We start from the raw sequence: 26,334 nt of genomic DNA, 5'->3' as shown, positions 1-26,334 counted from the left end.
ACAGGAGTTACCCTTTGCTCTGGTCTACGGTCAGGCCGTCACCGAGCTGCCGATCGACCTGTACATCCCGCCGGACGCCCTGGAGGTCTTCCTCGAAGCCTTCGAGGGCCCGCTCGACCTGCTGCTGTACCTGATCCGCAAGCAGAACATCGACATCCTCGACATCCCGGTGGCCGAGATCACCAAGCAGTACATGGGCTACGTCGAGCTGATGAAGTCGGTGCGCCTGGAACTGGCCGCCGAGTATCTGGTGATGGCTGCCATGCTGGCCGAGATCAAGTCGCGCATGTTGCTGCCGCGCTCCGCCGAGGCAGAGGAAGAGGAAGACGACCCGCGCGCCGAGCTGATCCGCCGCCTGCAGGAATACGAGCGCTACAAGGCTGCGGCCGAAGGCCTGGACGAGATCCCGCGCCTTGGCCGCGACCTCAGCGTGCCACGCCTGGACGCCCCCGAGGCGCGGGCGCGCAAGCTGCTGCCGGACGTCAGTCTGGAGGAAGTTTTGCTGTCCATGGCCGAGGTGCTGCGCCGCGCCGACATGTTCGAAAGTCACCAGGTAACGCGCGAGGCGCTGTCCACCCGCGAGCGCATGAGCGAGGTGCTGGAGCGCCTCAAGGGCAATGGCTTCGTACCTTTCGTCACTCTGTTCACGGTGGAGGAGGGGCGCCTGGGGGTGGTCGTCACCTTCATGGCGGTGCTCGAACTGATCAAGGAACAACTGGTGGAACTGGTGCAGAATGAGCCCTTCGCGCCTATCCATGTCCGTGCCCGAGCCGAATAGATGAACCTGTCCGACCCGCAAGAACTCGCCTCCCTGCTCGAAGCCTGGCTACTGGCCCTGGGCCGGCCGTTGTCGCTGGAGCGCCTGGGCGAGCTGTTCGAGGAAGGTGAACGTCCGGAACCGGCGCAGATTCGCGAGGCACTTGAAGTGCTGCGACTGTCCTGCGAGGACCGCGCCTTCGAACTGAAGGAGGTCGCCAGCGGCTATCGCCTGCAGGTGCGCGAGAAGTTCGCCCCTTGGGTCGGTCGGCTGTGGGAGGAGCGCCCGCAGCGTTATTCGCGTGCCATGCTCGAGACCCTGGCGCTGATCGCCTACCGCCAACCGATCACCCGCGGCGAGATCGAGGATATCCGCGGCGTGGCGGTCAACAGCCAGATCATCAAGACCCTGCAGGAGCGCGACTGGATTCGCGTGGTCGGCTATCGCGACGTGCCCGGCAAGCCGGCCATGCTGGCCACCACCAAGGTGTTCCTCGACTACTTCAACCTGAAGAGCCTGGAAGAACTGCCCCCGCTGGCCGCCCTGCGCGAGCTGGAACCGGAGCCGATGCTGGCCCTGGACGACGACATGCCGGTACCGGCCGGCCTGCAGGCGCGGGTCGACGCCGAACTGGGCGAAGACGCGCCGACCGAGCCGCGCGAGGAAACCAGCTTCCGCAGCCTGCTGGTCGAGCTGGACGAGATGGAGCAGGGCCTGAAGACCGACTTCGACGACTTGGCCCGGAGCGAAGAAGAGGTTGCTGTCGAAGAGGATCAGAACGAAACCCTGGGCGCCGGCGACTCTCTGCACTGAGGAACTGGCCATCGAGGGCATTGAGACTTTCAATCCCGGCCTGATCCGCTTCCGCCCTATGCTGGCGGCGCCTTCCCCCTACAGGTGCCGCCATGAGCAAGAATCCCTGCATCAAGGTCTGCGAGTTCGACGCCGACATCTGCGTCGGCTGCGGGCGCAGCAAGCGCGAGATCAAGGCCTGGAAGAAACTCGACAAGCACGAGCGCTTCGCCCTGCTGGCCGAGGCCGACCTGCGGCTCTTGGCCTTCCAGGCGACCGGCCGGCGCAAGACCCGCTGAGCGGTCTATAGTCAGCCGTGCGCAGCACCGGCGATCCGCGTATGATGCGCGACCTTTTTCATCCTCAGTTACACCGGGAGGTGCCCAGATGAGTGAGTCCGAACTAGATCCCCGTCCCAGCGGCGAGAAATTGCAGAAAGTCCTGGCCCGCGCCGGCCTCGGCTCGCGCCGTGATATCGAGCAGTGGATCACCGACGGTCGCGTCAAGGTCAACGGTGCCGTTGCCACCCTCGGCGCCCGCGTCGAACTGCGCGACGCCATCAGCGTCGACGGCCAGCTGCTCAAGCGCGAAGACATCCAGCAGACCGTGCGCCGTGTGCTGATCTACAACAAGCCGGAAGGCGAGATCTGCACCCGCGACGACCCGGAAGGTCGTCCGACCGTGTTCGATCGCCTGCCGCGGCCGAAAGAAGGCCGCTGGATCAACATCGGCCGCCTGGATATCAACACCACCGGCCTGCTGCTGTTCACCACCGACGGTGAGCTGGCCAACCGCCTGATGCACCCCTCCTTCGAGATGGACCGCGAGTACGCCGTGCGCGTGCGAGGCGAAGTCACCGAGGAAATGCTCGAGCAGCTCAAGGCCGGCGTGATGCTGGAAGACGGCCCGGCCAAGTTTACCGACATCAAGGAAGCGCCCGGCGGCGAAGGCTTCAACCGCTGGTTCCATTGCGTAGTGATGGAAGGTCGCAACCGCGAAGTACGTCGCCTATGGGAGTCCCAGGGCGTGGTGGTCAGCCGCCTGAAGCGCGTGCGCTTCGGTCCGGTGTTCATGACCTCCGACCTGCCGATGGGCCGCTGGCGCGAGATGGGTCAGCGCGAGCTGGACATCCTCAGCGAGGAAGTCGGCCTCAAGCCCATGGCCCTGCCGGCGATGAACGAGAAGATGCGTGACAAGCTCGACCGCCTGCAGCGCAAGGCGGCTCGGCCGATGAGCCGCAATGAGCGGCCCAAGCGCGTGCTGCGTCCGGCTCAGGATGGTGCCGCGGAGACGAGCGAACAGCGTCCGGCCCGCGCCCCGCGTGGCGAAGAGCGTCCGCAGCGCGCGCCGCGCAAGCCGAGTGGCGAGCGTCGTGAAGGCGGTCGTGGCACGCCGGTGGCCGAGCGTCCCGCCGATGTGAACAAGAAGCGCACTCCACGTCCGGCTGGCGACGCTGCCGAGCGTCCGGCCCGCAAGCCGCGTCCGGCTGCGCCGAGCGGCAATAAGCGGCCGCCGAGTGGTGACGGTCAGCGTCCAGGCTTCGGCCGCAAGCGCTGAGAACCTGCCCACGATCTGCTGCGCGTCGGCTAAACGGCGTTGAAAACAGCCCGGGACGCGGCGTCTCGGACTGCTCATTTACCATTCGTAAACTGCGCGTCCTCGGCCATTTTCACCACCGTTTATCTCTAGCTCGCGAGATCGTAAACAGGTTCTGAAAATGAAAAAGGGGCTCCCAGGAGCCCCTTTTTGTTGGCTGGCGTTTCTCAGCCGGCCATGGACAGGCGATTGCGGCCTTCGCGCTTGGATACATACAGGGCGCTGTCGGCGCGGCGCTGCAGGCTCTCCGATGACTCGCCCGGCAGTAGGGTGGCGCAGCCCAGGCTGATGGACAGCTCCAGGGCGCGGCCTTCTTCCAGGTACTGCAGGCCCATAACCGCCAGGCGCAGGCGTTCGCCGATGATCTGTGCTGCCTCGCGGCTGGTGTTGGACAGCAGCACCAAGAACTCCTCGCCGCCGTAGCGGAACACCATGTCGATGTTGCGCAGGCTGCCCTTCAGGGCCGCGGCCACGGCTTTCAGAACCTCGTCGCCGGTGGCATGGCCGAAGCGGTCGTTGATGCTCTTGAAGTGGTCGATATCCAGCATCAGCACCGACAGCGGCTGCAGGCTGCGGCGGGCGAGGTCGACTTCGCGCTGCATGGCCTGGTTCATGGCAATGCGATTGCCGGTGTCGGTCAGCGGGTCGCGCAGCGCGCTCTGCAGGGCCGCGCGGTAGAGCAGGGCATTGCGCAGCGGGAACAGCAGGCTGGCCAGTAGCGACTCCAGCTGGCCCAGTTCGTCGTCGCTGAAGCGCTGGCTGCGGCGGAAGGTCAGCTCACCCAGGTATTCGCCCTGATGGCTGAGGCGGTAGCTGGCCGAATGGTTGGCGCGCTCACCCAGTTCCAAGCGCAGATCGCAGGCGGCCAGCTGATAGCTCAGCGCGCTCAGCGGCACCAGGCGCTGCACTTCCTGGAAGAACAGACCGAGGATGCGGTCGAATTCCAGGGAGGTCTGCAGCTGCAGGTTCAGTTGCTGACGCAGCTGGGCCAGGCTGACCGGCTTGAGCAGCGGCTGATTGCGACTGGCATAGCCCAGGCGCTGCAGCTTGGCAGCATCGAAATCGATGGTGTTGGAGGGGTTGTGCGGAACCATAGTGCTCGACCTCTGGCGCTTGAGCGCCTTATTGACGGAGGTAGAGCGAATTCTGTGCCACTTTTATAAAGTGCTTTAATTTCAGTGGCTTGAGCTATTTTTGGCAAATAGAGCGGCAATCCGTTGCCGCTCTATTGACGCCGGTGCTGGCAATTTGATGCCTCGTCGCCGGTTGCGACGGAAAACCGGCAGCCAGCTGCTTTTATTGCGCGTCGAATGCCTGGCCGTTGACGCCCTGGCTGTCCGGACCCATCAGGTACAGGTAGACCGGCATGATGTCTTCCGGCAGCGGATTGTTGGCCGGGTTCTCGCCGGGGTAGGCCTGGGCGCGCATGCCGGTGCGGGTGGCGCCGGGGTTGATGCTGTTGGAGCGGACGTTTGCGATACCCTCGACTTCGTCGGCCAGGGTCTGCATCAGGCCCTCGGTGGCGAACTTGGACACGCCATAGGCGCCCCAGTAGGCGCGACCCTTGCGGCCGACGCTGCTGGAGGTGAACACCACCGAGGCGTCTTCCGACAGCTTGAGCAGCGGCAGCAGGGTGCTGGTCAGCATGAACATGGCGTTGACGTTGACCTGCATGACGCGCATGAAGTTGTCGCCGGACAGTTGTTCCAGCGGCGTGCGCGGCCCGACGATGGCGGCATTGTGCAGCAGGCCGTCGAGGCGCCCGAACTCGGCTTCGATGGTGGCGGCCAGCTCGTCGTACTGGTGCGGCAGGGCAGTTTCCAGGTTGAACGGAATCACCACCGGCTGCGGATGACCGGCGGCCTCGATCTCGTCATACAGCTGGTTCAGGTTGCCCTCGGTCTTGCCCAGCAGTAGCACGGTGGCGCCGTGGGCGGCGTAGGTCTTGGCGGCGGCGGCGCCGATGCCGCGGCCGGCACCGGTGACCAGGATCACGCGACCCTTGAGCAGGTCGGGGCGGGCGCTGTAGTCAAACATGGGGGAAATCTCGTTATTGCGTGAATAGGGTCAGCAACTGCACAGGGCGCGGTCGAGCACGGCGCGCAGCTCCAGGGGATGGTCCACCACCACATCGGCGCCCCAGTGGCGCGGATTGTCTTCGGGATGGATGTAGCCGTAGGTGACGGCAGCGGTCTTGCAGCCGGCGGCGCGGCCGGCCTCGATGTCGCGGGCGTCGTCACCGACGAACAGCACGTCGGCGGGAGCCACGCCGATCTTCTCGCAGGCCAGCAGGAGCATGTCCGGCGCCGGCTTGCTGCGCGGCACGTGGTCCGGGCAGACCAGCACGGCCGAGCGCCCATTCAGGCCAAGCTGCTGCATGATCGGCTCGGCGAAGGTCACCGGCTTGTTGGTGGCCACGCCCCAGATCAGGCGCGAGGCCTCGATGTCGCCGAGCAGTTCGAGCATGCCGTCGAACGGCTTGCTGAGTATTGCGCAATGCTGCTGGTAGCGTTCGAGGAACTCCAGGCGCAGGGCTTCGAAGCCCTCCGCACCGATCTCTATATCAAAGGTGGCGGAGACCATGGCGCGGGCGCCGCCGGAAACCACGTCGCGGATCAGCTGCTCGTCCACCGGGGCCAAGCCGCGCGCGGCGCGCATGGCCTGGCACACGGCGACGAAGTCCGGCGCGGTGTCCAGCAGGGTGCCGTCCATGTCGAAGAGAACCGCTCGCAGGGCCATGCGCCTTACTCCTCGCGCAGGGTCTGGATCATGTAGTTGACGTCGACGTCCGCTTCCAGCTTGTAGTGCTTGGTCAGCGGGTTGTAGGTCAGCCCAATGATGTCCTTGACCTGCAGGCCGGCGGCGCGGCTCCAGGCACCCAGTTCGGAGGGGCGGATGAACTTCTTGAAGTCGTGGGTGCCGCGCGGCAGCAGGCGCATCACGTATTCGGCGCCGACGATGGCGAACAGGTAGGCCTTGGGATTGCGGTTGATGGTGGAGAAGAACACCTGGCCGCCGGGCTTGACCATCCTGTAGCAGGCGCGGATCACCGATGACGGGTCGGGCACGTGCTCGAGCATCTCCAGGCAGGTGACCACGTCGAACTGGCCGGGCATCTCCTCGGCCAGCGCCTCGGCGGTGATCTGCCGGTACTCAACGTTCACTCCGGATTCCAGCTGGTGCAGCTGGGCTACGGCCAGTGGAGCCTCGCCCATGTCGATACCGGTGACGTTGGCGCCGCGCTGGGCCATGGACTCGCTGAGGATGCCGCCGCCGCAACCAACGTCCAGCACCTTCTTGCCGGCCAGGCCGACGCGCTCGTCGATCCAGTTGACGCGCAGCGGGTTGATGTCGTGCAGTGGCTTGAACTCGCTCTCGCGGTCCCACCAGCGGTGGGCGAGGGCCTCGAATTTGGCGATTTCGGCGTGATCGACGTTGCTCATGGCGTGCTCTTAAAAGTTTCGAAAACGAATTCAGTGTTTGCCGGCAATGCGCTCGCCCCAGGTGCGGGCGTTGGCGACGATGCGCTGCTCGTCCAGGCGCGTCAGGCGGCCGTCATCGAGCAGTTGCTTGCCGCCGACCCACAGGTGCTTCACGCAGCTGCGGCTACCGGCGTAGATCAGTTGCGACACCGGGTCGTAGACCGGCTGCTGGGCCAGACCGGAAAGGTCGAAGGCGGCCAGGTCAGCCAGCTTGCCCAGCTCCAGCGAGCCGGTGCAGTCGTCCAGGCCCAGGGCGCGGGCGCCGTTCAGGGTGGCCATGCGCAGGGCGCTGTGGGCGCTGAGGGCGGTGGCGCTGCCGGCCACGGCCTTGGCCAGCAGGGCGGCGGTACGAGTCTCGCCGAGCAGGTCCAAGTCATTGTTGCTGGCGGCGCCGTCGGTGCCGATGGCGACGTTGACCCCGGCCTGCCAGAGCTTCTCCACCGGGCAGAAGCCGCTGGCCAGCTTGAGGTTGGACTCGGGGCAATGGATCACGCTGCTGTTGCTTTCTACCAGCAGGGCGATGTCTTCGTCGCTGATCTGGGTCATGTGCACGGCCTGGAAGCGCGGTCCGAGCAGGCCCAGGCTGGCCAGGCGCTGCAGCGGACGCACGCCGTGCAGCTCCAGGCTTTGCTGCACTTCGAAGGCGGTCTCGTGGACGTGCATGTGGATGCCGGCGTCCAGCTCCTCGGCCAGCATCAGCACGTTCTTCAGCTTGTCGTCGCTGACGGAGTAGGGTGCATGGGGGCCGAAGGCGACCTTGATGCGAGGGTGCTGCTTGAGGTCGTCGAACAGGCGCAGGCCCTTGCGCAGGGCTTCCTCGGCGTCACGGGCGCCGGGGGTGGGGAAGTCCAGCACCGGGATGGTCACCTGGGCGCGGATGCCGCTCTTGTGCACCAGCTCGCAGGCCACTTCCGGGAAGAAGTACATGTCGGAGAAGCAGCTGATGCCGCCCTTGAGCTGCTCGGCAATGGCCAGTTCGGTGCCGTCGCGCACGAACTCCTCGTCGACCCACTTGGCCTCGGCCGGCCAGATATGGTCCTGCAGCCAGCTCATCAGCGGCAGATCGTCGGCCAGGCCGCGGAACAGCGTCATGGCCGCGTGGCCGTGGGCGTTGACCAGGCCCGGGGTGAGCACACAGTCCGGCAGCTCGCGCACTTCCGTGGCCGGATGGCGCAGGGCCTCGGCGCGCGGCGCGATCAGGGCGATGCGCCCGTCGCGGATGCCTAGGCCGTGATCGCGCAGTACCACGCCAGCGGGTTCGACCGGCACCAGCCAGGTGGGCAGGAGCAGCAGATCGAGCGGCTGGCGCGGTTCGGGCATGGCATTTATCCGGGCAATAACGAGGTGGCGGCAGTATAACTGAGCCATGTAACAGGCGGCTCGCTATAATCCGCGGCTTTTCGTTTCACCTTGTGGGGATGTCATGCGCGACGAACTGTTGGCGGCAGAGAAGGTAAAAGCCATCGAGTGGCGCGAAGGCACATTGTATCTGCTGGATCAGCGCGTACTGCCGCGCGAGGAAGCCTGGCTGGCCTACGATTCGGCCACCGGCGTGGCCGAGGCCATCCGCAGCATGGTGGTGCGCGGCGCGCCGGCCATCGGTATCGCTGCCGCCTTCGGCCTGGTGCTGGGCGCGCGGGCGCGTCTGGCTACTGGTGGCGACTGGCAGGCGGCGTTGGAGGATGACTTCAAGGTGCTGGCCGAGTCGCGGCCGACCGCGGTCAACCTGTTCTGGGCCCTGGATCGCATGCGCGAGCGTCTGCAGCGCCTGAAGGACGGCGAAAACGCCCTGGCGGCGCTGGAGGCAGAGGCGGTGGGCATCTTCGACAGCGACCGCGAGGCCAATCTGACCATGGCCCAGCTGGGCATGGAGCTGATCCGCAAGCACCAGGACAGTCCGCAGAAGCTGTTGACCCACTGCAATACCGGCGCCCTGGCCACCGGCGGCTTCGGCACCGCCCTAGGCGTTATCCGCGCTGCGCACCTGGGCGGGCTGGTGGAGCGAGTGTTCGCCGACGAGACCCGGCCCTGGCTGCAGGGCTCGCGCCTGACCGCCTGGGAGCTGGCGGGCGAAGGCGTGCCGGTCAGCTTGAATGCCGATTCCGCCGCCGCGCACCTGATGAAGACCGAGGGCATCACCTGGGTCATAGTCGGGGCCGACCGCATCACCGCCAATGGCGACGTGGCCAACAAGATCGGCACCTACCAGCTGGCGGTCAACGCCATGCACCACGGCGTGCGCTTCATGGTGGTGGCACCCAGTTCGACCATCGACATGAACCTGGAAGACGGCGAAGACATCCCGATCGAGGAGCGCGACGGCCGCGAGCTGCTGGATGTCGGCGGCCAGCGCATCGCCGCCGATGTGCATGCGGTCAATCCGGTGTTCGACGTGACCCCGGCCGACCTGATCGACGCGATCGTTACCGAAAAGGGCGTGGTCGAGCGGCCGGATGCGGCGAAAATGGCGCAGCTCATGTGTCGCAAGCGCCTGCATTGAGGCCGGCGGCCTGGGTGTCCGTCGGGGTAGGTCTGCCCGGGTGACTGTGGTAAGCTCCGGCAGTTCTCGGGTGGCCCTGTGCGGGCCATTCCAATAGCGCCAATAACCGACCTAACTCGTTGATTTGTCGTGAGTCGCCGCCCAGCAGGGGCGACTACGGCGGACTCCGGTCTTGCCCAGGAAGGGTGTGACGGGGTTTCACCAGAATAAGGAACCAGGCTTCTCATGGGCGAACTGGCCAAAGAAATCCTCCCGGTCAATATCGAAGACGAGCTGAAACAGTCCTACCTCGACTACGCCATGAGCGTGATCGTCGGGCGTGCGCTGCCGGATGCGCGCGACGGCTTGAAGCCTGTGCACCGTCGCGTGCTCTACGCGATGAGCGAGTTGGGCAACGACTGGAACAAGGCCTACAAGAAGTCCGCCCGTGTGGTCGGTGATGTGATCGGTAAGTACCATCCGCATGGCGACACGGCTGTCTACGACACCATCGTGCGTATGGCCCAGCCTTTCTCCCTGCGCTACATGCTGGTCGACGGCCAGGGCAACTTCGGTTCGGTGGACGGCGACAACGCCGCAGCCATGCGATACACCGAAGTGCGCATGGCCAAGCTGGCCCACGAGCTGCTGGCCGACCTGGACAAGGAAACCGTCGACTGGGTACCCAACTACGACGGCACCGAGCAGATCCCGGCTGTCATGCCGACCAAGATCCCCAACCTGCTGGTCAACGGATCAAGCGGTATCGCCGTGGGCATGGCGACCAACATTCCGCCGCACAACCTGACCGAGGTGATCGACGGCTGCCTGGCGCTGATCGACAACCCCGAGCTGACCGTCGACGAGCTGATGCAGTTCATACCCGGCCCGGACTTCCCCACCGCCGGCATCATCAACGGTCGCGCGGGCATCATCGAGGCCTATCGCACCGGCCGTGGCCGCATCTACATGCGTGCCCGTGCGACGATCGAGGATATGGAGAAGGGCGGCAATCGCCAGCAGATCATCGTCACCGAACTGCCGTACCAGCTGAACAAGGCGCGTCTGATCGAGAAGATCGCCGAGCTGGTCAAAGAGAAGAAGATCGAGGGTATCACCGAGCTGCGCGACGAATCCGACAAGGACGGCATGCGCGTGGTCATCGAGCTGCGTCGTGGCGAAGTCGGCGAGGTGGTGCTGAACAACCTCTACGCCCAGACCCAGATGCAGAGTGTGTTCGGCATCAACGTCGTGGCCCTGGTCGATGGCCAGCCGCGCACGCTGAACCTCAAGGACATGCTCGAAGTATTCGTCCGCCACCGCCGCGAAGTGGTGACCCGCCGGACCGTCTACGAACTGCGCAAGGCCCGCGAGCGTGGCCACATCCTCGAAGGCCAGGCCGTCGCCCTGTCGAACATCGACCCGGTCATTGAGCTGATCAAGACCTCGCCGACTCCGGCCGACGCCAAGGAGCGCCTGATCGCCACCGCCTGGGCCTCCAGCGCCGTGGAAGCGATGGTCGAGCGCGCCGGTGCCGACTCCTGCCGTCCGGAAGACCTGGACCCGCAGTACGGCCTGCGTGACGGCAAGTACTACCTGTCGCCCGAGCAGGCCCAGGCCATCCTCGAGCTGCGCCTGCACCGTCTGACCGGTCTGGAACACGAGAAGCTGCTGGCCGAATACCAGGAGATCCTCACCCAGATCGGCGAGCTGATCCGCATCCTGACCAGCCCCGAGCGCCTGATGGAGGTCATCCGCGAGGAGCTGGAGAAGGTCAAGGCCGAGTTCGGCGACGTGCGTCGCACCGAGATCATGGCCTCGCAGATGGACCTGACCATCGCCGACCTGATCACCGAGGAAGAGCGCGTCGTCACCATCTCCCACGGCGGCTACGCCAAGTCCCAGCCGCTGGCCGCCTACCAAGCCCAGCGTCGTGGCGGCAAAGGCAAGTCGGCCACCGGGGTGAAGGACGAGGACTACATCGAACACCTGCTGGTCGCCAACAGCCACGCCACCCTGCTGCTGTTCTCCAGCAAGGGCAAGGTCTACTGGCTGCGTACCTTCGAGATCCCGGAAGCCTCGCGTACCGCGCGTGGTCGCCCGCTGGTCAACCTGCTGCCGCTGGACGAGGGTGAGCGCATCACCGCCATGCTGCAGATCGACCTCGAGGCCGTGCGTGCGCGCTTCGCCGACGAAGAGAGCGATGATGACGACGTGGTTGCCGAGCAGGTCGGCGAAGTGGTCGAGGTGGAGGAAGCCGAAGAAGGTGACGAATCCGACTTCAGCCAGGACGAGCCGACCGGCGCCTACATCTTTATGGCGACCGCCTACGGCACGGTGAAGAAGACTCCGCTGATCCAGTTCACCAAGCCGCGCTCCAACGGCCTGATCGCCCTGAAGCTGGAAGAGGGCGACTCGCTGATCGCCGCCGCCATCACCGACGGTTCGAAGGACGTGATGATGTTCTCCGACGCCGGCAAGGTGATCCGCTTCAAGGAAAGCAAGGTGCGCACCATGAGCCGTATCGCTCGAGGCGTGCGCGGTATGCGCCTGGCAGCTGATCAGCGCATCATCTCCATGCTGATCCCGGAAGCCGGCGCGCAGATCCTCTCCGCCTCCGCGCGTGGCTACGGCAAGCGCACCCCGCTGGCCGATTACCCACGTCGCGGTCGTGGTGGCCAGGGCGTGATCGCCATGGTGATCAACGAGCGTAATGGCAAGCTGGTCGGCGCCGTGCAGGTGCTGGATGGCGAGGAAATCATGCTGATTTCCGACCAGGGCACCCTGGTGCGTACCCGTGTCGATGAAGTCCGCGGCGCCGGCCGTAACACCCAAGGCGTGATCCTGATCAAGCTGGCCGACGACGAGACCCTGGTTGGCCTTGAGCGGGTCCAGGAACCGTCCGGCTCGGATGACGACGACATCGAAGGCGAAGTGCTTGCCGAAGGCGCCGAGACCGAACCAGTGGAAGTGGCGGACGAGGGTGAGACCCCGGTAGACGCCCCAAGCGACGAAGAGTGAGATTGACGTGAGCAAACGCGCCCATAACTTCTGCGCCGGCCCGGCCGCGCTGCCTACCGCCGTACTGCAACGCGCCCAGGCGGAGATGCTCGACTGGCAGGGCCGCGGCCTCTCCGTGATGGAGATGAGTCACCGCAGCGACGAGTACGTGGCTATCGCCGAGAAGGCCGAGCAGGATCTGCGCGACCTGCTGAGCATCCCGACCGACTACAAGGTGCTGTTCCTGCAGGGCGGCGCCAGCCAGCAGTTCGCCGAGATTCCGCTGAATCTGCTGCCGGAAGACGGTACCGCCGACTACATCGAAACCGGCATCTGGTCGAAGAAGGCCATCGAGGAAGCGCGTCGCTACGGCAACGTCAATGTCGCCGCCAGCGCCAAGGGCTACGACTACTTCGCCATCCCCGGGCAGAACGAGTGGCAGCTGTCGCAAGACGCCGCCTACGTGCACTACGCCAGCAACGAGACCATCGGCGGCCTGCAGTTCGACTGGATTCCCGAGGTGGGCGACACCCCGCTGGTGGTGGACATGTCCTCGGACATCCTCTCCCGCGAAGTCGACGTGTCCAAGTTCGGTCTGATCTACGCCGGCGCGCAGAAGAACATCGGCCCGAGCGGCCTGGTCGTCGCCATCATCCGCGAAGACCTGCTGGGTCGCGCCCGCAGCGTCTGCCCGACCATGCTCAACTACAAGATCGCCGCCGATAACGGCTCCATGTACAACACGCCAGCGACCTATTCCTGGTACCTCTCCGGCCTGGTCTTCGAGTGGCTGAAGGAGCAGGGCGGTGTCGCCGCGATGGAGCAGCGCAACAAGGCCAAGAAGGACCTGCTGTACAAGGCCATCGACGCCAGCGACTTCTACAGCAACCCGATCCAGCCGAGCGCCCGCTCCTGGATGAACGTGCCGTTCCGCCTGGCCGACGAGAAGCTGGACAAGGCCTTCCTGGCTGGCGCAGACACGCGCGGTCTGCTCAACCTCAAGGGTCACCGTTCGGTGGGCGGCATGCGTGCCTCCATCTATAACGCCACCGGTCTGGATGCGGTCGAGGCCCTGGTTGCCTATATGGCGGAGTTCGAGAAGGAGCACGCCTGATGAGTGACGCCGATCAGCTCAAGGCACTGCGGGTACGCATCGACAGCCTCGACGAGAAGATTCTCGATCTGATCAGCGAGCGCGCGCGCTGCGCCCAGGACGTGGCGCGGGTGAAGATGGCCTCCCTGCCGGCGGGCGAGAAGCCGGTCTTCTATCGCCCCGAGCGCGAAGCCTGGGTGCTCAAGCACATCATGGAGCTGAACAAGGGCCCGCTGGATAACGAGGAAATGGCGCGGCTGTTCCGCGAAATCATGTCCTCCTGCCTCGCTCTTGAGCAGCCGCTGAAGATCGCCTACCTGGGCCCGGAAGGCACCTTCTCCCAGGCCGCGGCGCTCAAGCATTTCGGTCATGCGGTGATCAGCCAGCCGATGGCGGCGATCGACGAGGTGTTCCGCGAAGTGGCGGCCGGTGCGGTCAACTTCGGTGTAGTGCCGGTGGAGAACTCCACCGAGGGTGCAGTCAACCACACCTTGGATAGCTTCCTCGAGCACGACATGGTCATCTGCGGCGAGGTGGAGTTGCGCATCCACCATCACCTGCTGGTCGGCGACACCACCAAGACCGACAAGATCACCCGCATCTATTCCCACGCCCAGTCCCTGGCCCAGTGCCGCAAGTGGCTGGACGCGCACTACCCGAACGTCGAACGCGTGGCGGTGCCCAGCAACGCCGACGCGGCCAAGCGGGTGAAGAGCGAGTGGAACTCGGCGGCGATTGCCGGCGATATGGCGGCCAACCTCTATGGTCTGACCAAGCTGCAGGAGAAGATCGAGGATCGTCCGGACAACTCCACGCGCTTCCTCATCATCGGCAGCCAGGAAGTGCCGCCGACCAGCGACGACAAGACTTCGGTCATCGTCTCCATGCGTAACAAGCCGGGCGCGCTGCACGAGCTGCTGGTGCCGTTCCACACCAACGGCATCGACCTGACCCGCATCGAGACCCGCCCGTCGCGCAGCGGCAAGTGGACCTACGTGTTCTTCATCGACTTCGTCGGCCACCACCAGGACCCGCTGATCAAGGACGTGCTGGAAAAGATCAACGGCGAAGCCGTCGCCCTGAAAGTGCTGGGTTCCTACCCGAAAGCGGTTCTCTGAGCCGCGTGAGTGTCTGAGGAGAGCTCATGAGTTGCGATTTCCTCGCCCAGGCCGTGCCGGGCGTGCAGAAACTTTCGCCCTATGTGCCGGGCAAACCGGTCGATGAGCTGGCCCGTGAGCTGAATCTCGACCCGGCTGGTATCGTCAAGCTGGCCAGCAACGAGAACCCGTTGGGCCCATCGCCCAAGGCGCTGGAAGCGATCCGCGCCGAGCTGGCCGAGCTGACCCGCTACCCGGACGGCAACGGTTTCGAGCTGAAAACCAAACTGGCTGCCCGCTGCGGCGTGACTGTAGCTCAGGTGACCCTAGGCAACGGTTCCAACGATATTCTCGACCTGGTCGCGCGCGCTTGGCTCGCGCCTGGGCTGAACGCCGTGTTCAGCCAGTACGCCTTCGCCGTGTACCCGATCGCCACTCAGGCGGTCGGCGCCCAGGGCAAGGCGGTACCGGCCAAGGAGCATGGTCACGACCTGGAAGCCATGCTGGCGGCCATCGACGCCAATACCCGCGTGGTCTTCATCGCCAACCCGAACAACCCGACCGGCACCTGGTTCGGCCCGGCTGCGCTGGAGTCCTTCCTCGCCCGCGTGCCGGAAAGCGTGCTGGTGGTGCTGGACGAGGCCTATATCGAGTATACCGAGGGCGACGAGCTGCCGGATGGCCTCGACTACCTGGCGCGCTACCCGAACCTGCTGGTCTCGCGCACCTTCTCCAAGGCCTATGGTCTGGCTTCGCTGCGTGTTGGCTATGCGCTGAGTTCGCCGCAGGTGGCCGATGCGCTCAATCGCGTACGTGCGCCGTTCAACGTCAACAGCCTGGCCCTGGCAGCCGCCTGTGCGGCGCTGGACGATGCCGACTACCTGGCGGCCAGCCGCCGCACAAACGATGCCGGCATGGCGCAGCTGGAAGACGGCTTCCGCCGTCTTGGGCTGAGCTGGATTGCCTCCAAGGGCAACTTCATCGCGGTCGACTTCGCGCGCGACGCTGCGCCGATCAATCAGGCGCTGCTGCAGGCTGGTGTCATCGTGCGTCCGGTGGCTGGTTACGGCATGCCGACCTTCCTGCGCGTGTCCATCGGCACCGAGCAGGAGAACGCCCGCTTCCTCGAGGCGCTGGAGCAGATCCTCCGTGGCTGATGCAATGCCGTTGCAACAAGCTTCGCGCAGACTCGGCCGCCTGGTGGTGGTGGGGCTCGGCCTGATCGGCGGCTCCTTCGCTAAGGGGATTCGCGAGAAAGGACTGTTCAGCGAAGTGGTGGGTGTGGATCTCGACGCAGAGTCGCGTCGCCTGGCGGTGGAGCTAGGCGTGGTCGACCGCTGCGAGACCGAGCTGGCCGCCGCCTGTCAGGGCGCCGCGGTGATCCAGCTGGCGGTGCCTATCCTAGCCATGGAAAAAGTCCTGGCCCAGTTGGCGCGCCTCGATCTGGGCAATGCTGTGCTCACCGATGTGGGTAGCGCCAAGGGCAATGTGGTGCGCGCCGCGCGTTCGGCCTTCGGTGGCGATGTCGCGCGTTTCGTTCCGGGGCATCCCATCGCCGGCTCCGAGCAGAGTGGGGTGGAAGCCTCCAATGTCGAGCTGTTCCGTCGCCACAAGGTGATCCTCACGCCGCAGGCCTGCACCGATGCCGAGGCGCTGGCGCTGGTCGATGGCCTGTGGCGCGCCCTGGGTGCCGATGTGGAGCACATGGAGGTGGAGCATCACGACCAGGTGCTGGCCGCCACCAGCCATCTGCCGCACCTGCTGGCCTTTACCCTGGTCGACTCGCTGGCCAAACGCAGCGAGAACCTGGAGATCTTCCGTTACGCCGCCGGAGGTTTCCGCGACTTCACGCGGATTGCCGGCAGCGATCCGGTGATGTGGCATGACATCTTCCTCGCCAACCGCGAGGCGGTGTTGCGCACGCTAGACGCATTTCGCGACGACCTCGACGCCCTGCGCGGTGCGGTCGACGCTGGGGACGGGCATCAGTTGCTGGGCGTGTTCACCCGCGCCCGGCATGCCCGCGAGCATTTCAGCAAAATCCTGGCCCGTAGGGCCTATGTGGACGCCATGCACTCGAATGATCTGATCTACCTCGCCAATCCTGGTGGTTCTCTCTCCGGCCGCATCCGCGTGCCGGGCGACAAGTCCATCTCGCACCGCTCGATCATGCTCGGCTCGCTGGCCGAGGGCACCACTCAGGTGGAAGGCTTCCTCGAGGGCGAAGACGCTCTGGCCACTCTGCAGGCGTTCCGTGACATGGGCGTGGTGATCGAGGGGCCGCATCACGGCAAGGTGACCATTCATGGCGTGGGTCTGAATGGCCTGAAGCCGCCGCCCGGCCCGCTGTACCTGGGTAACTCCGGCACCTCCATGCGCCTGCTCTCCGGTCTGCTGGCGGCGCAGCCGTTCGATACCGTGCTGACCGGCGACGCCTCGCTGTCCAAGCGCCCGATGAATCGCGTGGCCAAGCCGCTGCGCGAGATGGGTGCAGTGATCGAGACCGGTCCGGAAGGTCGTCCGCCGATGCACATCAAAGGTGGCCAGCGTTTGACCGGCATGAGCTACGAGATGCCGATGGCCAGTGCCCAGGTCAAATCCTGCCTGTTGCTGGCCGGCCTGTACGCCGCCGGCGAGACCTCTGTGACCGAGCCGGCGCCGACCCGCGACCACACCGAGCGCATGCTGCGTGGCTTCGGTTATCCGGTGAGCGTGGACGGCAATGTCGCCACCGTCGAGTCCGGCCACAAGCTCAGTGCCACTCATATCGAAGTGCCCGCCGATATCTCCTCGGCCGCCTTCTTCCTGGTCGCCGCCAGCATTGCCGAGGGTTCGGAGCTGGTGCTGGAGCACGTCGGCATCAATCCGACCCGCACCGGCGTGATCGACATCCTCAAGCTGATGGGCGCCGATCTGACCCTGGAAAACCAACGCGAAGTCGGCGGTGAGCCGGTCGCTGATATCCGCGTGCGTGCCGCCAAGCTCAAGGGCATCGACATCCCGGAGGACCTGGTGCCGCTGGCCATCGATGAATTCCCGGTGCTGTTCGTCGCCGCCGCCTGCGCCGAAGGACGCACCGTGCTACGCGGTGCCGAGGAGCTGCGGGTCAAGGAATCCGATCGCATCCAGGTCATGGCCGACGGCCTGATCGCCTTGGGCGTGAAAGTCGAGCCGACTCCGGACGGCATCATCATCGAGGGCGGTGCCTTCGGTGGTGGTGAGGTGTGGAGCCATGGCGATCACCGCATCGCCATGTCCTTCAGCGTGGCCTCGCTGCGCGCCGGCGGCGCCATCCGTATTCACGACTGCGCCAACGTCGCCACCTCCTTCCCCAATTTTCTCGGGCTGGCGGCGCAGGTCGGTATCCGGATAGCGGAGGAGGGCAAGGCATGAACGCCGTAGTCATCACCATCGACGGGCCAAGCGGCTCGGGCAAGGGCACCGTGGCCGGCCTGCTGGCCACCAAGCTCGGCTGGAACCTGCTGGATTCCGGCGCCCTCTATCGCCTGCTGGCCTTCGCCGCCGGCAATCACGGCATCGATCTGACCAACGAGGAAGCGCTGAAGACTCTGGCGGCGCACCTGGATGTGCAGTTCATCGGCAAGCGCATCATCCTCGAAGGTGACGAGGTCACCGACGACATCCGCAACGAGCAGGTCGGTGCCGGTGCCTCCATGGTCGCTTCCCTGCCTGCGGTGCGCGAAGCGCTGCTGCAACGCCAGCGTGCTTTCCGCGAGGCGCCGGGCCTGGTCGCTGACGGTCGTGACATGGGCACCGTGGTGTTCCCCGAGGCGCCGCTGAAGATCTACCTGACTGCCAGTGCGGAGGAGCGCGCCCGTCGTCGCTACCTGCAGTTGAAAGGCAAGGTCGAAGGTGTTAGCCTGCCGAGTCTGCTAGACGAGATTCGTGCGCGCGACGAGCGCGACATGCAGCGTGCGGTGGCTCCGTTGAAGCCGGCAGTCGATGCCATTCAACTGGACTCCACCGAGCTGAGCATCGAGCAGGTGATGGAAAGAATTCTCAGCGAGGTCGCCAGTCGCGATCTCGCGGGTAACTGAGCCGCGGCTGTCTTAAGTCGAAAGGCTCGCAAGGAGGCATGCGGGAGACCAGTCATAGTCCCGCAGGCCTCTTTTTACATGAACGAACCCACATTGTCTGGAGTGTGGTTTGGGCGAATCCCCGCCCTTGATCAACAGGAATCAACATGAGCGAAAGCTTTGCAGAACTTTTTGAAGAAAGCCTGAAATCCCTCGACATGCAGCCGGGTGCAATCATCACCGGCATCGTGGTCGACATCGACGGTGACTGGGTCACTGTACATGCCGGCCTGAAGTCCGAGGGCGTCATCCCGCTCGACCAGTTCTTCAACGAACAAGGCGAGCTGACCATCAAGGTCGGTGACGAAGTCCACGTTGCGCTGGACGCTGTGGAAGACGGCTTCGGTGAAACCAAGCTGTCCCGCGAGAAAGCCAAGCGTGCCGAGTCCTGGCTGGTTCTGGAAGCCGCTTTCAATGCTGAGGAAGTGGTCAAGGGCGTTATCAACGGCAAGGTCAAAGGCGGCTTCACCGTTGACGTCAACGGCATCCGCGCGTTCCTGCCGGGCTCCCTGGTCGATGTACGTCCGGTGCGTGATACCACTCACCTGGAAGGCAAAGAGCTGGAGTTCAAGGTCATCAAGCTGGACCAGAAGCGCAACAACGTTGTCGTTTCCCGTCGCAGCGTGCTGGAAGCCGAGAACAGCGCCGAGCGCGAAGCTCTGCTGGAATCCCTGCAGGAAGGCCAGCAGGTCAAAGGTATCGTCAAGAACCTCACCGACTACGGTGCGTTCGTTGACCTGGGCGGCGTAGATGGTCTGCTGCACATCACCGACATGGCCTGGAAGCGCATCAAGCACCCGTCCGAGATCGTCAACGTTGGCGACGAGATCGACGTCAAGGTCCTGAAGTACGACCGCGAGCGCAACCGCGTCTCCCTGGGTCTGAAGCAGCTGGGCGAAGATCCATGGGTCGCCATCAAGGCGCGCTACCCGGAAGGTACCCGTGTTACCGCCAAAGTCACCAACCTGACCGATTACGGCTGCTTCGCCGAGCTGGAAGAGGGCGTGGAAGGCCTGGTGCACGTGTCCGAGATGGACTGGACCAACAAGAACATCCACCCGTCCAAAGTCGTTCAGGTTGGCGACGAAGTGGAAGTTCAGGTTCTCGACATCGACGAAGAGCGCCGTCGTATCTCCCTGGGCATCAAGCAGTGCAAGTCGAACCCGTGGGAAGACTTCTCCGGCCAGTTCAACAAGGGCGACAAGATCTCCGGCACCATCAAGTCGATCACCGATTTCGGTATCTTCATCGGCCTGGACGGCGGCATCGACGGTCTGGTTCACCTGTCCGACATCTCCTGGAACGAAGTGGGCGAAGAGGCCGTACGTCGTTTCAAGAAGGGCGACGAACTGGAAACCGTCATCCTCTCCGTTGATCCGGAGCGCGAGCGCATCTCCCTGGGCATCAAGCAGCTGGAAGACGATCCGTTCTCCAACTACGCCTCCCTGAACGAGAAAGGCACCATCGTGCGCGGTACCGTCAAGGAAGTGGACGCCAAGGGCGCTGTAATCAGCCTGGGCGGTGACATCGAAGGCATCCTGAAAGCCTCCGAAATCAGCCGTGACCGCGTTGAAGACGCCCGTAACGTGCTGAAAGAAGGCGACGAAGTCGAAGCCAAGATCATCAGCATCGACCGCAAGTCCCGTGTGATCAGCCTCTCTGTCAAGTCCAAAGACGTCGAAGACGAAAAGGACGCGATGAAAGAGCTGCGTACCAAGCAGGAAAGCGAAAGCACCGGCCCGACCACCATTGGTGATCTGATCCGTGCGCAGATGAACCAGAACTAAGTTCCGGTGCTTCTGGAAAAAGGGCGACTTCGGTCGCCCTTTTTCATTTCCTAAAGATTCGTATTTCCCCTCTTGACATTCGGGCTACCAAAACACTGGCAGGCGTGCTAAAAACACCCTACTAGATGATCTAGCCGCTTGAAAAAGAAGGGAAAACCATGACCAAGTCGGAGTTGATCGAGCGCATAGTCACCCACCAGGGACTGCTGTCCTCCAAGGATGTGGAGCTGGCGATCAAGACCATGCTGGAGCAGATGTCCCAGGCTCTGGCGACCGGCGATCGCATCGAGATCCGCGGCTTCGGCAGTTTCTCTCTGCACTACCGTGCACCTCGCGTGGGACGTAATCCCAAAACCGGCGAGTCCGTGCGCTTGGACGGCAAGTTCGTGCCGCACTTCAAACCCGGCAAGGAATTGCGTGACCGCGTCAATGAGGATGAGTGAGCTTGCCCGGTACCGCTCGCAAGGAGCTGAATATGCTGAGCAATCTTAAGTGGCTTCTATTCGTTGTTATGCTTTCGCTGTCTGGAATTGCAGCGTTTCTGCTGGTTCTGGAAAACCCCCAATCATCCCATCTGGTGTTTCTGGGATGGTCTACTCCCCAGGCACCTCTCTCTGTGTTGCTAGTGCTGGCCTTCTTGTTGGGTGTGGCGATTTGTCTGGTGCTTAATTTTTGGCTACTGGGACGTATGAGCCTGCGGGTTGCAAAGCAGCAGCGGGAAATCAGAGATTTGCGCCGACAGTTGCCTAGCCAGCAGTCCGGCACTTCCGTTTGATCTGCTAATAATGTTCTTGATTCTAGCGCACCGTTGTTCTGTGCCTAAGTGCCACTCCTGTATATGCAGGATTGAAAGCCAAGGCCTTTGAAATGAAATCATGCTAACGGCCTTTGGTTTACTGCTGGTTCTATTCTGCTCCTGGCTTATGACTTGGTGCTTGCGTCGCTACGCGCTTGCACGCAACGTGCTGGATGTGCCGAATGTCCGCAGTTCGCACAAGGCTCCGGTCCCTCGCGGTGGCGGTATGGCCATTGTGATCAGTTGCAGTCTCGCGATGCTCGTGCTGGCAACCTTAGGCTGGCTGGCTCCAAGCCATCTATGGGCAATGTTGGGAGCCGGCGGGCTGGTGGCGCTAGTTGGCTTTCTCGATGATCATCGTCCTGTTGCGGCGCGTTGGCGCCTGTTAGCTCACTTTATAGCTGCTGCCTGGGGATTGTTCTGGCTGGGAGGCCTGCCAGAGCTATCTGTATTCGGTGAGCATGTTGAATTGGGTTGGCTCGGGGTGCCTTTGGGGGCGTTGTATCTGGTTTGGCTGCTCAATCTGTATAACTTCATGGATGGCATTGATGGCATAGCTGCCGTCGAGGCGGTCAGCGTTTGCTCGGCAGGGGCGTTGTTCTATGCCTTTCTTGGAGCGTGGTATCTGGCCCTGCTTCCTATGGTGCTGGCGCTGTCTTGCGTGGGGTTCCTGATCTGGAATTTTCCACCAGCGCGCATTTTTATGGGCGATGCTGGCAGTGGCTATCTAGGAATACTGCTGGGATTGCTTTCATTGCAAGCTGCCATGCTAAAGCCTCAACTGTTCTGGGCATGGTTGGTCATGCTCGGAGTATTTGTGGTCGATGCCAGTTTGACCTTGCTGCGTCGCATACTTCGCGGAGAGTCGCCCCATCAGGCGCATCGGAGCCATGCATACCAATTCGCCTCCCGGAAGTTTGGTGCGCATTTACCCGTCACTTTGACCGTTGCGCTCATCAATATCTGCTGGTTGCTTCCACTCTCGCTATGGATAGTGTTTGGAGGAGACGGCTTTGCCATCACCCTATTGGCATACGCTCCGCTGGTTGCTTTGGCAGTTAAGTTCCGAGCGGGGCTTGCCGAGTAGGCAGAGCCTGTTAAATTGGGGTCGCCTCCTAATAAGAACGACTCTCTCATGGATTTCCCGGATATTCGCACCTGGCTGCTTGGCTGGCCCCGTCGTTACAAACGCTTGGTTCAGGTATCGGCCGATATTGTCATTACCTGGGTTTCGCTGTGGCTGGCATTCTGGGTTCGGCTTGGTTCGGAGCGGCTGGTGGATCCGTTTGGAGATCATTTCTGGCTGTTTCTAACGGCTCCTCTGGTGGCTATTCCCATTTATATCCGCTTGGGGCTGTATCGGGCTGTCCTGCGTTATCTGGGTAACGATGCACTGTTGACCATCTTTCGAGCGGTAACGGTGTCCTCCCTGTTTCTGGCGTTGCTCGTTTACTGGAATCAGTGGGCGCCTGCAGTCGTTCCTCGCTCCCTGGTTCTCAACTACTGGTGGCTGAATCTGTTGCTGGTAGGCGGTCTTCGTCTACTGATGCGGCAATACTTCATGGGGGACTGGTTTCATGTGCGCAGCGCCATGGCGTTCATGGGGCGCGGCGATGGCCTGCTGAAGGTGGCTATATATGGCGCAGGAACCGCAGGCAACCAGTTGGCCGCCGCCTTGAGGTCGGGCAGGGTCATGCGCCCCGTGGCATTCATCGATGATGATCCCAGTATCTCTTTTCGTGTCATCGCGGGCTTGAAGGTCTATAAGCCCAAGCACATTCAGCAGTTGATCAACGAAACCGGTGCTCAGGAAATCCTGCTGGCTATTCCCTCAGCTACACGGGCCAGGCGCAAGGAGATCCTGCAGTATCTGGAAAGCTTTCCATTACATATTCGATCAGTTCCCGATTTCATGGATTTGGCCAGTGGCAAGGTGCGGGTAGAGGATATCCAGGAAGTCGATATCGCGGACTTGCTCGGGCGTGACGCTGTACCACCTCAAATGGCGCTTTTTGAGCGCTGCATTCGTGGAAAGGTGGTGCTGGTAACCGGAGCTGGAGGCTCGATCGGCGCTGAGTTGAGTCGGCAGATCCTAGGTTGCCTGCCGAGAACCCTGCTATTGCTTGATCACAGCGAATTCAACCTGTACAGCATCCATGCCGAGCTGGAAGCCCGGATGCGCCGAGAGTCTCTGCCGGGGCGTCTGGTTCCAATCCTGGGTTCAGTCCGCTCCCAGGAACGGTTGCAGGATCTGATGCATGGTTGGGGCGTTAATACTGTCTACCATGCAGCAGCTTATAAGCACGTGCCGTTGGTGGAACACAACATAGCCGAGGGTGTTCTCAATAACGTGATGGGCACCCTCTATGCTGCCCAGGCTGCACTTTGTAGCGGTGTAGAAAATTTCGTTTTGATCTCCACGGACAAGGCAGTGCGTCCGACCAATATCATGGGAAGTACCAAGCGGCTTGCGGAGATGGTTCTTCAGGCGCTAAGCCATGAGCCTGCTCCTGTGTTATTTGGGGATTTGGCAGGCTTGCATCGGGTCAACAAAACGCGATTCAGCATGGTGCGCTTCGGCAACGTTTTAGGCTCGTCTGGCTCGGTAATCCCTTTGTTTCGTGAGCAGATCAGGCGTGGTGGTCCGGTCACAGTGACTCATCCGGCTATAACTCGTTACTTCATGACCATTCCCGAGGCAGCCCAGCTGGTGATCCAGGCGGGGGCCATGGGGTATGGAGGAGATGTATTCGTACTCGATATGGGGGGGCCTGTAAAAATCCTCAATCTGGCAGAAAAGATGATCCATCTATCTGGCTTGAGTGTCCGCTCAGATCGCAGCCCACAGGGTGACATTTCTATCGAGTTCACTGGTTTGCGTCCAGGCGAGAAACTTTACGAGGAGCTGCTGATCGGTGAGGGGGCCATGCCAACTGAGCACTCAATGATCATGCGTGCCAGTGAAGAGCATCTGCCATGGGAAGCGCTCTGTACGGTGTTGGGGATGTTGCTAGATTCTCTTAATAGGGATGATTACGACCACATTAGGCAATTACTCCGTGAAACGGTCAGTGGGTACAGTCCTGAAGGAGAAATAGTCGATTGGATTCATGTGCAGCAGCGCACAGAATTATGATACTGTCGACTTGACATTGCTGGACATGGTTCTAAGTTGATTGTGCGCATACGGAAAGTGGCGCTCCAATCCATGAAAAGGGACTAACCATGCTGAAAAAGAAAATTGCTGTACTCGTATTCTCCTGCCTAGCCAGCCTTCCATTTGCAGTTTCGGCTGCTGAGTCGAGCAAAGCCGTCGATCATTCTCAAGCGGCTCCAGCCTCAGAGAGCCAAGTTTCTGTAGTCAATCTCAACACAGCTGATGCGGAGACGCTGCAGAGTGTATTGATCGGGATCGGTAAAGTGAAAGCGCAGGCGATTGTTGATCATCGCAATGCGAACGGTCCATTTGCTTCTGTCGATGAACTGCTGGAGGTGAAGGGCATAGGCGCCGCAACTCTAGAAAAGAATCGCGATAGAATAAGCCTTAACTAGCTTAAATTTGTTTGTGAAGAAGGCCGGTCTTAGACCGGCTTTTTCTTTTTTGCGTCGGCAAGTCAGGGCGTAAGAGGTAAAATGCCGACTGGTTTTGATGGAGTTCCTCATGTCTCTCTTGCCCTCAGTTGCCTTTGCAGGGATTGGCCTGATGGGCCTGCCGATGTGCCGTCGCATTCTGGCTGCAGGGTACCCGCTGCGGGTGTGGAATCGCACGCCCGAAAAGTGCAGGGAGCTTGAGCAAGCTGGGGCGCATGTCGCGTTAACCCCAGCCAAGCTCTGTCTAGGGGCTGATATCGTAATGATGTGCCTTGCTGACACCGATGCAGTTCGCGAAGTGGTTTTTGGTGCAGAAGGCATTGTGCATGAGGCCAGCGCTAAGAAGCTGCTAGTCGATTTCTCCAGCTTAGAGCCTAAAGCAACCCGTGAGATGGCTAAAGAGCTGGAGCTACTCAGTGGCATGCGTTGGGTTGATGCTCCAGTGTCCGGTGGGGTAGTGGGCGCGGAGGCTGGAACACTTGTGGTTATGGCTGGCGGACATGTTGAGGATATTGACATGTTGCGTTCTCTACTTGCTCACTTGAGCCAACGAGTTACGCGAATGGGGGAAATAGGGGCGGGGCAGGTAACAAAGATTTGTAATCAAATGATTGTTGCCAGCAATGTGCTAGTGATCGCTGAAATGGTTGCTCTTGCTGAAAAGGCGGGTGTTGATGCTCGTTTGTTAGGCCCTGCCTTAGCGGGCGGATTTGCCGACTCTCTGCCTCTACAAATACTTGCTCCCCAGATGGCCAACAGTGTATTTGAACCGGTCAAATGGCATATCCGAACTTTATTGAAAGACTTGGATGCAGCTGGGGGGCTATCCCGAGAGCAAGGTATGGCAGTACCGATGAGCAGTTTGGCCACTCAGTTGTTGCGTATGCATGGAAGTGACAAAGGACTTGAGCAAGATCCATCCACCTTGGTGCAGCTTTACCGGGAGAAGCATGAGAATAGCCGCTAACCTCTCTATGCTGTTCACTGAGTTGCCACTAATCGATCGAATAGATGCGGCCGCTTCTGCAGGCTTTGATGGTGTCGAAATTCAATTTCCCTACGAGGTGCCAGCCAGAACGCTCAATGCTGAACTTGCTAGATGCAACATGCCTCTGGTACTAATCAATTTGCCTGCAGGCGATTTTATAAATGGCGGCGCAGGTCTATCGGCTATTCCAAGCAAACAAATAGAGTTTAATAGTGCTTTAGAGCAAGCTCTAAAGTATGCCGAGGTGGCGCGCCCTAGATATGTAAACGTTCTTGCAGGTCGTATTGGTCACGGCCTATGCAGAGAGACTGCTACTGATCAGCTAGCGGTTAACGTGCGGAAAGCCGCAGAGATATTTGAACCGCTGGGAATCCAAGTGTTGGTTGAGATGATCAATACGCTAGATGTGCCAGGATATCTAATTGATACTCCAATGGGTTTAGATGATTTGCTTAAGAGGGTTGATCATCCAAATTGCGGGGCACAGCTTGATATCTACCATCTTGCGCGGCAGGGTTTTGATGTGGATTCCGAAATTCGCACACTCAAGAGATATATAAAGCACGTACAGTTTGCAGATTGTCCAGGGCGAGGGGAGCCAGGAAGTGGGGAGCTGGATCTATTCTCTGCTGTTCGCGCTCTGCGAGAGATTGGTTACGATGATTGGATGTCGGCCGAGTATAAGCCAGTCAATATGCATAAGAGTCTGCAGTGGTTGTCCACGTGGCGAGAATGGCCGCAGGTTCGTGGTTGTAATAATGGCTGATTTTGCTGTCGTT

24 protein-coding genes are annotated in these 26,334 nt (G+C 62.0%); 19 read left to right on the top strand and 5 right to left on the bottom strand.

Features of this window, described 5'->3' with window-relative positions:
- Positions 1-79: 79 nt before the first annotated feature.
- The 4 genes from IB232_RS05170 (at position 80) to rluB (ending at position 3,106) form a co-directional block, all read left to right on the top strand.
- Positions 80-778, top strand: a complete 699-nt coding sequence (locus IB232_RS05170; RefSeq protein ID WP_167629469.1) for a segregation and condensation protein A — start codon at positions 80-82, stop codon at positions 776-778.
- Positions 779-1,570 carry an SMC-Scp complex subunit ScpB gene (gene scpB / locus IB232_RS05165; RefSeq protein ID WP_192397478.1) on the top strand — a complete coding sequence of 264 codons (792 nt, stop codon included), beginning with the start codon at positions 779-781 and terminating at the stop codon, positions 1,568-1,570.
- Between the two features lie 92 nt (positions 1,571-1,662).
- A complete protein-coding gene (locus tag IB232_RS05160) occupies positions 1,663-1,848 on the top strand; it encodes a DUF1289 domain-containing protein (protein WP_192397477.1) in 186 nt (61 codons plus the stop codon).
- Positions 1,849-1,936: 88 nt separating this feature from the next.
- Positions 1,937-3,106: a 23S rRNA pseudouridine(2605) synthase RluB gene (rluB, locus tag IB232_RS05155; protein WP_192397476.1), complete on the top strand. Its 1,170-nt coding sequence runs from the start codon at positions 1,937-1,939 to the stop codon at positions 3,104-3,106.
- A gap of 206 nt (positions 3,107-3,312) precedes the next feature.
- Here the strand turns inward: rluB and IB232_RS05150 are convergent, their stop codons facing one another.
- From IB232_RS05150 to IB232_RS05130, 5 genes are all read right to left on the bottom strand, one after another.
- Complete coding sequence (locus IB232_RS05150) at positions 3,313-4,239, bottom strand: GGDEF domain-containing protein (protein ID WP_192397475.1); 927 nt, start codon at positions 4,237-4,239, stop codon at positions 3,313-3,315.
- A gap of 202 nt (positions 4,240-4,441) precedes the next feature.
- Positions 4,442-5,182, bottom strand: coding sequence for a YciK family oxidoreductase (locus IB232_RS05145; protein ID WP_192397474.1), 741 nt, complete (start codon positions 5,180-5,182; stop codon positions 4,442-4,444).
- Positions 5,183-5,212: 30 nt separating this feature from the next.
- Complete coding sequence (gene mupP, locus IB232_RS05140; RefSeq protein ID WP_192397473.1) at positions 5,213-5,884, bottom strand: N-acetylmuramic acid 6-phosphate phosphatase MupP; 672 nt, start codon at positions 5,882-5,884, stop codon at positions 5,213-5,215.
- Positions 5,885-5,889: 5 nt separating this feature from the next.
- Positions 5,890-6,588 carry a bifunctional 2-polyprenyl-6-hydroxyphenol methylase/3-demethylubiquinol 3-O-methyltransferase UbiG gene (ubiG, locus tag IB232_RS05135; RefSeq protein ID WP_192397472.1) on the bottom strand — a complete coding sequence of 233 codons (699 nt, stop codon included), beginning with the start codon at positions 6,586-6,588 and terminating at the stop codon, positions 5,890-5,892.
- A gap of 30 nt (positions 6,589-6,618) precedes the next feature.
- Positions 6,619-7,947: a TRZ/ATZ family hydrolase gene (locus IB232_RS05130; protein WP_192397471.1), complete on the bottom strand. Its 1,329-nt coding sequence runs from the start codon at positions 7,945-7,947 to the stop codon at positions 6,619-6,621.
- Positions 7,948-8,050: 103 nt separating this feature from the next.
- On the opposite strand from IB232_RS05130, the gene mtnA reads away from it, so the two are divergent.
- From mtnA to IB232_RS05055, 15 genes are all read left to right on the top strand, one after another.
- Positions 8,051-9,127, top strand: a complete 1,077-nt coding sequence (mtnA, locus tag IB232_RS05125; RefSeq protein ID WP_192397470.1) for an S-methyl-5-thioribose-1-phosphate isomerase — start codon at positions 8,051-8,053, stop codon at positions 9,125-9,127.
- 225 nt (positions 9,128-9,352) lie between these two features.
- Positions 9,353-12,127 (top strand): DNA gyrase subunit A, encoded by a 2,775-nt coding sequence (gyrA, locus tag IB232_RS05120; RefSeq protein WP_192397469.1) that lies wholly within the window; start codon positions 9,353-9,355, stop codon positions 12,125-12,127.
- A gap of 7 nt (positions 12,128-12,134) precedes the next feature.
- Entirely contained in the window at positions 12,135-13,220 is a 1,086-nt protein-coding gene (serC, locus tag IB232_RS05115) for a 3-phosphoserine/phosphohydroxythreonine transaminase (protein ID WP_192397468.1), read from the top strand.
- Positions 13,220-14,317: a prephenate dehydratase gene (pheA, locus tag IB232_RS05110; protein WP_192397467.1), complete on the top strand. Its 1,098-nt coding sequence runs from the start codon at positions 13,220-13,222 to the stop codon at positions 14,315-14,317. Before serC ends, pheA begins: the two co-directional genes overlap by 1 nt.
- A gap of 26 nt (positions 14,318-14,343) precedes the next feature.
- On the top strand, positions 14,344-15,453 hold the full coding sequence (gene hisC / locus IB232_RS05105; RefSeq protein ID WP_192397466.1) for a histidinol-phosphate transaminase: 1,110 nt from the start codon (positions 14,344-14,346) through the stop codon (positions 15,451-15,453).
- A 4-nt stretch (positions 15,454-15,457) separates the two neighbouring features.
- Positions 15,458-17,689 carry a bifunctional prephenate dehydrogenase/3-phosphoshikimate 1-carboxyvinyltransferase gene (locus IB232_RS05100; RefSeq protein ID WP_225592153.1) on the top strand — a complete coding sequence of 744 codons (2,232 nt, stop codon included), beginning with the start codon at positions 15,458-15,460 and terminating at the stop codon, positions 17,687-17,689.
- Complete coding sequence (cmk, locus tag IB232_RS05095; protein ID WP_192397464.1) at positions 17,686-18,354, top strand: (d)CMP kinase; 669 nt, start codon at positions 17,686-17,688, stop codon at positions 18,352-18,354. Before IB232_RS05100 ends, cmk begins: the two co-directional genes overlap by 4 nt.
- A 146-nt stretch (positions 18,355-18,500) precedes the next feature.
- Entirely contained in the window at positions 18,501-20,180 is a 1,680-nt protein-coding gene (rpsA, locus tag IB232_RS05090) for a 30S ribosomal protein S1 (protein ID WP_137971638.1), read from the top strand.
- A gap of 158 nt (positions 20,181-20,338) precedes the next feature.
- Complete coding sequence (gene ihfB / locus IB232_RS05085) at positions 20,339-20,623, top strand: integration host factor subunit beta (protein ID WP_137971639.1); 285 nt, start codon at positions 20,339-20,341, stop codon at positions 20,621-20,623.
- A 32-nt stretch (positions 20,624-20,655) separates the two neighbouring features.
- The gene (locus IB232_RS05080; RefSeq protein ID WP_192397463.1) at positions 20,656-20,955 is read left to right on the top strand and encodes a LapA family protein; all 300 of its coding nucleotides are present in this window, start codon (positions 20,656-20,658) and stop codon (positions 20,953-20,955) included.
- Positions 20,956-21,055: 100 nt separating this feature from the next.
- Entirely contained in the window at positions 21,056-22,063 is a 1,008-nt protein-coding gene (locus IB232_RS05075) for an MraY family glycosyltransferase (protein ID WP_192397462.1), read from the top strand.
- A 48-nt stretch (positions 22,064-22,111) separates the two neighbouring features.
- Positions 22,112-24,112 carry a polysaccharide biosynthesis protein gene (locus IB232_RS05070; RefSeq protein ID WP_192397461.1) on the top strand — a complete coding sequence of 667 codons (2,001 nt, stop codon included), beginning with the start codon at positions 22,112-22,114 and terminating at the stop codon, positions 24,110-24,112.
- Between the two features lie 89 nt (positions 24,113-24,201).
- Complete coding sequence (locus tag IB232_RS05065; protein WP_192397460.1) at positions 24,202-24,528, top strand: ComEA family DNA-binding protein; 327 nt, start codon at positions 24,202-24,204, stop codon at positions 24,526-24,528.
- A gap of 109 nt (positions 24,529-24,637) precedes the next feature.
- Complete coding sequence (locus IB232_RS05060) at positions 24,638-25,534, top strand: NAD(P)-dependent oxidoreductase (protein ID WP_192397459.1); 897 nt, start codon at positions 24,638-24,640, stop codon at positions 25,532-25,534.
- A complete protein-coding gene (locus IB232_RS05055) occupies positions 25,518-26,321 on the top strand; it encodes a hydroxypyruvate isomerase family protein (RefSeq protein ID WP_192397458.1) in 804 nt (267 codons plus the stop codon). The genes IB232_RS05060 and IB232_RS05055 overlap by 17 nt, the downstream gene beginning before the upstream one ends.
- The last annotated feature ends 13 nt before the right edge of the window (positions 26,322-26,334 follow it).

This window comes from Pseudomonas sp. PDM15, assembly GCF_014851565.1.
Taxonomy (GTDB): Bacteria; Pseudomonadota; Gammaproteobacteria; order Pseudomonadales; family Pseudomonadaceae; genus Aquipseudomonas.
The sequence above is the reverse complement of the archived record's forward strand: the minus strand, read 5'-3'. Positions and strand labels throughout refer to the sequence as shown.

Excerpts from the sequence above, each read along its gene's own strand:
- scpB (WP_192397478.1), top strand. The coding sequence starts at position 779 with ATGAACCTGTCCGACCCGCAAGAACTCGCCTCCCTGCTCGAAGCCTGG.
- IB232_RS05160 (WP_192397477.1), top strand. The coding sequence starts at position 1,663 with ATGAGCAAGAATCCCTGCATCAAGGTCTGCGAGTTCGACGCCGACATC.
- rluB (WP_192397476.1), top strand. The coding sequence starts at position 1,937 with ATGAGTGAGTCCGAACTAGATCCCCGTCCCAGCGGCGAGAAATTGCAG.
- IB232_RS05150 (WP_192397475.1), bottom strand. The coding sequence starts at position 4,239 with ATGGTTCCGCACAACCCCTCCAACACCATCGATTTCGATGCTGCCAAG.
- IB232_RS05145 (WP_192397474.1), bottom strand. The coding sequence starts at position 5,182 with ATGTTTGACTACAGCGCCCGCCCCGACCTGCTCAAGGGTCGCGTGATC.
- mupP (WP_192397473.1), bottom strand. The coding sequence starts at position 5,884 with ATGGCCCTGCGAGCGGTTCTCTTCGACATGGACGGCACCCTGCTGGAC.
- ubiG (WP_192397472.1), bottom strand. The coding sequence starts at position 6,588 with ATGAGCAACGTCGATCACGCCGAAATCGCCAAATTCGAGGCCCTCGCC.
- IB232_RS05130 (WP_192397471.1), bottom strand. The coding sequence starts at position 7,947 with ATGCCCGAACCGCGCCAGCCGCTCGATCTGCTGCTCCTGCCCACCTGG.
- mtnA (WP_192397470.1), top strand. The coding sequence starts at position 8,051 with ATGCGCGACGAACTGTTGGCGGCAGAGAAGGTAAAAGCCATCGAGTGG.
- gyrA (WP_192397469.1), top strand. The coding sequence starts at position 9,353 with ATGGGCGAACTGGCCAAAGAAATCCTCCCGGTCAATATCGAAGACGAG.
- pheA (WP_192397467.1), top strand. The coding sequence starts at position 13,220 with ATGAGTGACGCCGATCAGCTCAAGGCACTGCGGGTACGCATCGACAGC.
- hisC (WP_192397466.1), top strand. The coding sequence starts at position 14,344 with ATGAGTTGCGATTTCCTCGCCCAGGCCGTGCCGGGCGTGCAGAAACTT.
- IB232_RS05100 (WP_225592153.1), top strand. The coding sequence starts at position 15,458 with ATGCCGTTGCAACAAGCTTCGCGCAGACTCGGCCGCCTGGTGGTGGTG.
- cmk (WP_192397464.1), top strand. The coding sequence starts at position 17,686 with ATGAACGCCGTAGTCATCACCATCGACGGGCCAAGCGGCTCGGGCAAG.
- rpsA (WP_137971638.1), top strand. The coding sequence starts at position 18,501 with ATGAGCGAAAGCTTTGCAGAACTTTTTGAAGAAAGCCTGAAATCCCTC.
- ihfB (WP_137971639.1), top strand. The coding sequence starts at position 20,339 with ATGACCAAGTCGGAGTTGATCGAGCGCATAGTCACCCACCAGGGACTG.
- IB232_RS05080 (WP_192397463.1), top strand. The coding sequence starts at position 20,656 with ATGCTGAGCAATCTTAAGTGGCTTCTATTCGTTGTTATGCTTTCGCTG.
- IB232_RS05075 (WP_192397462.1), top strand. The coding sequence starts at position 21,056 with ATGCTAACGGCCTTTGGTTTACTGCTGGTTCTATTCTGCTCCTGGCTT.
- IB232_RS05070 (WP_192397461.1), top strand. The coding sequence starts at position 22,112 with ATGGATTTCCCGGATATTCGCACCTGGCTGCTTGGCTGGCCCCGTCGT.
- IB232_RS05065 (WP_192397460.1), top strand. The coding sequence starts at position 24,202 with ATGCTGAAAAAGAAAATTGCTGTACTCGTATTCTCCTGCCTAGCCAGC.
- IB232_RS05060 (WP_192397459.1), top strand. The coding sequence starts at position 24,638 with ATGTCTCTCTTGCCCTCAGTTGCCTTTGCAGGGATTGGCCTGATGGGC.
- IB232_RS05055 (WP_192397458.1), top strand. The coding sequence starts at position 25,518 with ATGAGAATAGCCGCTAACCTCTCTATGCTGTTCACTGAGTTGCCACTA.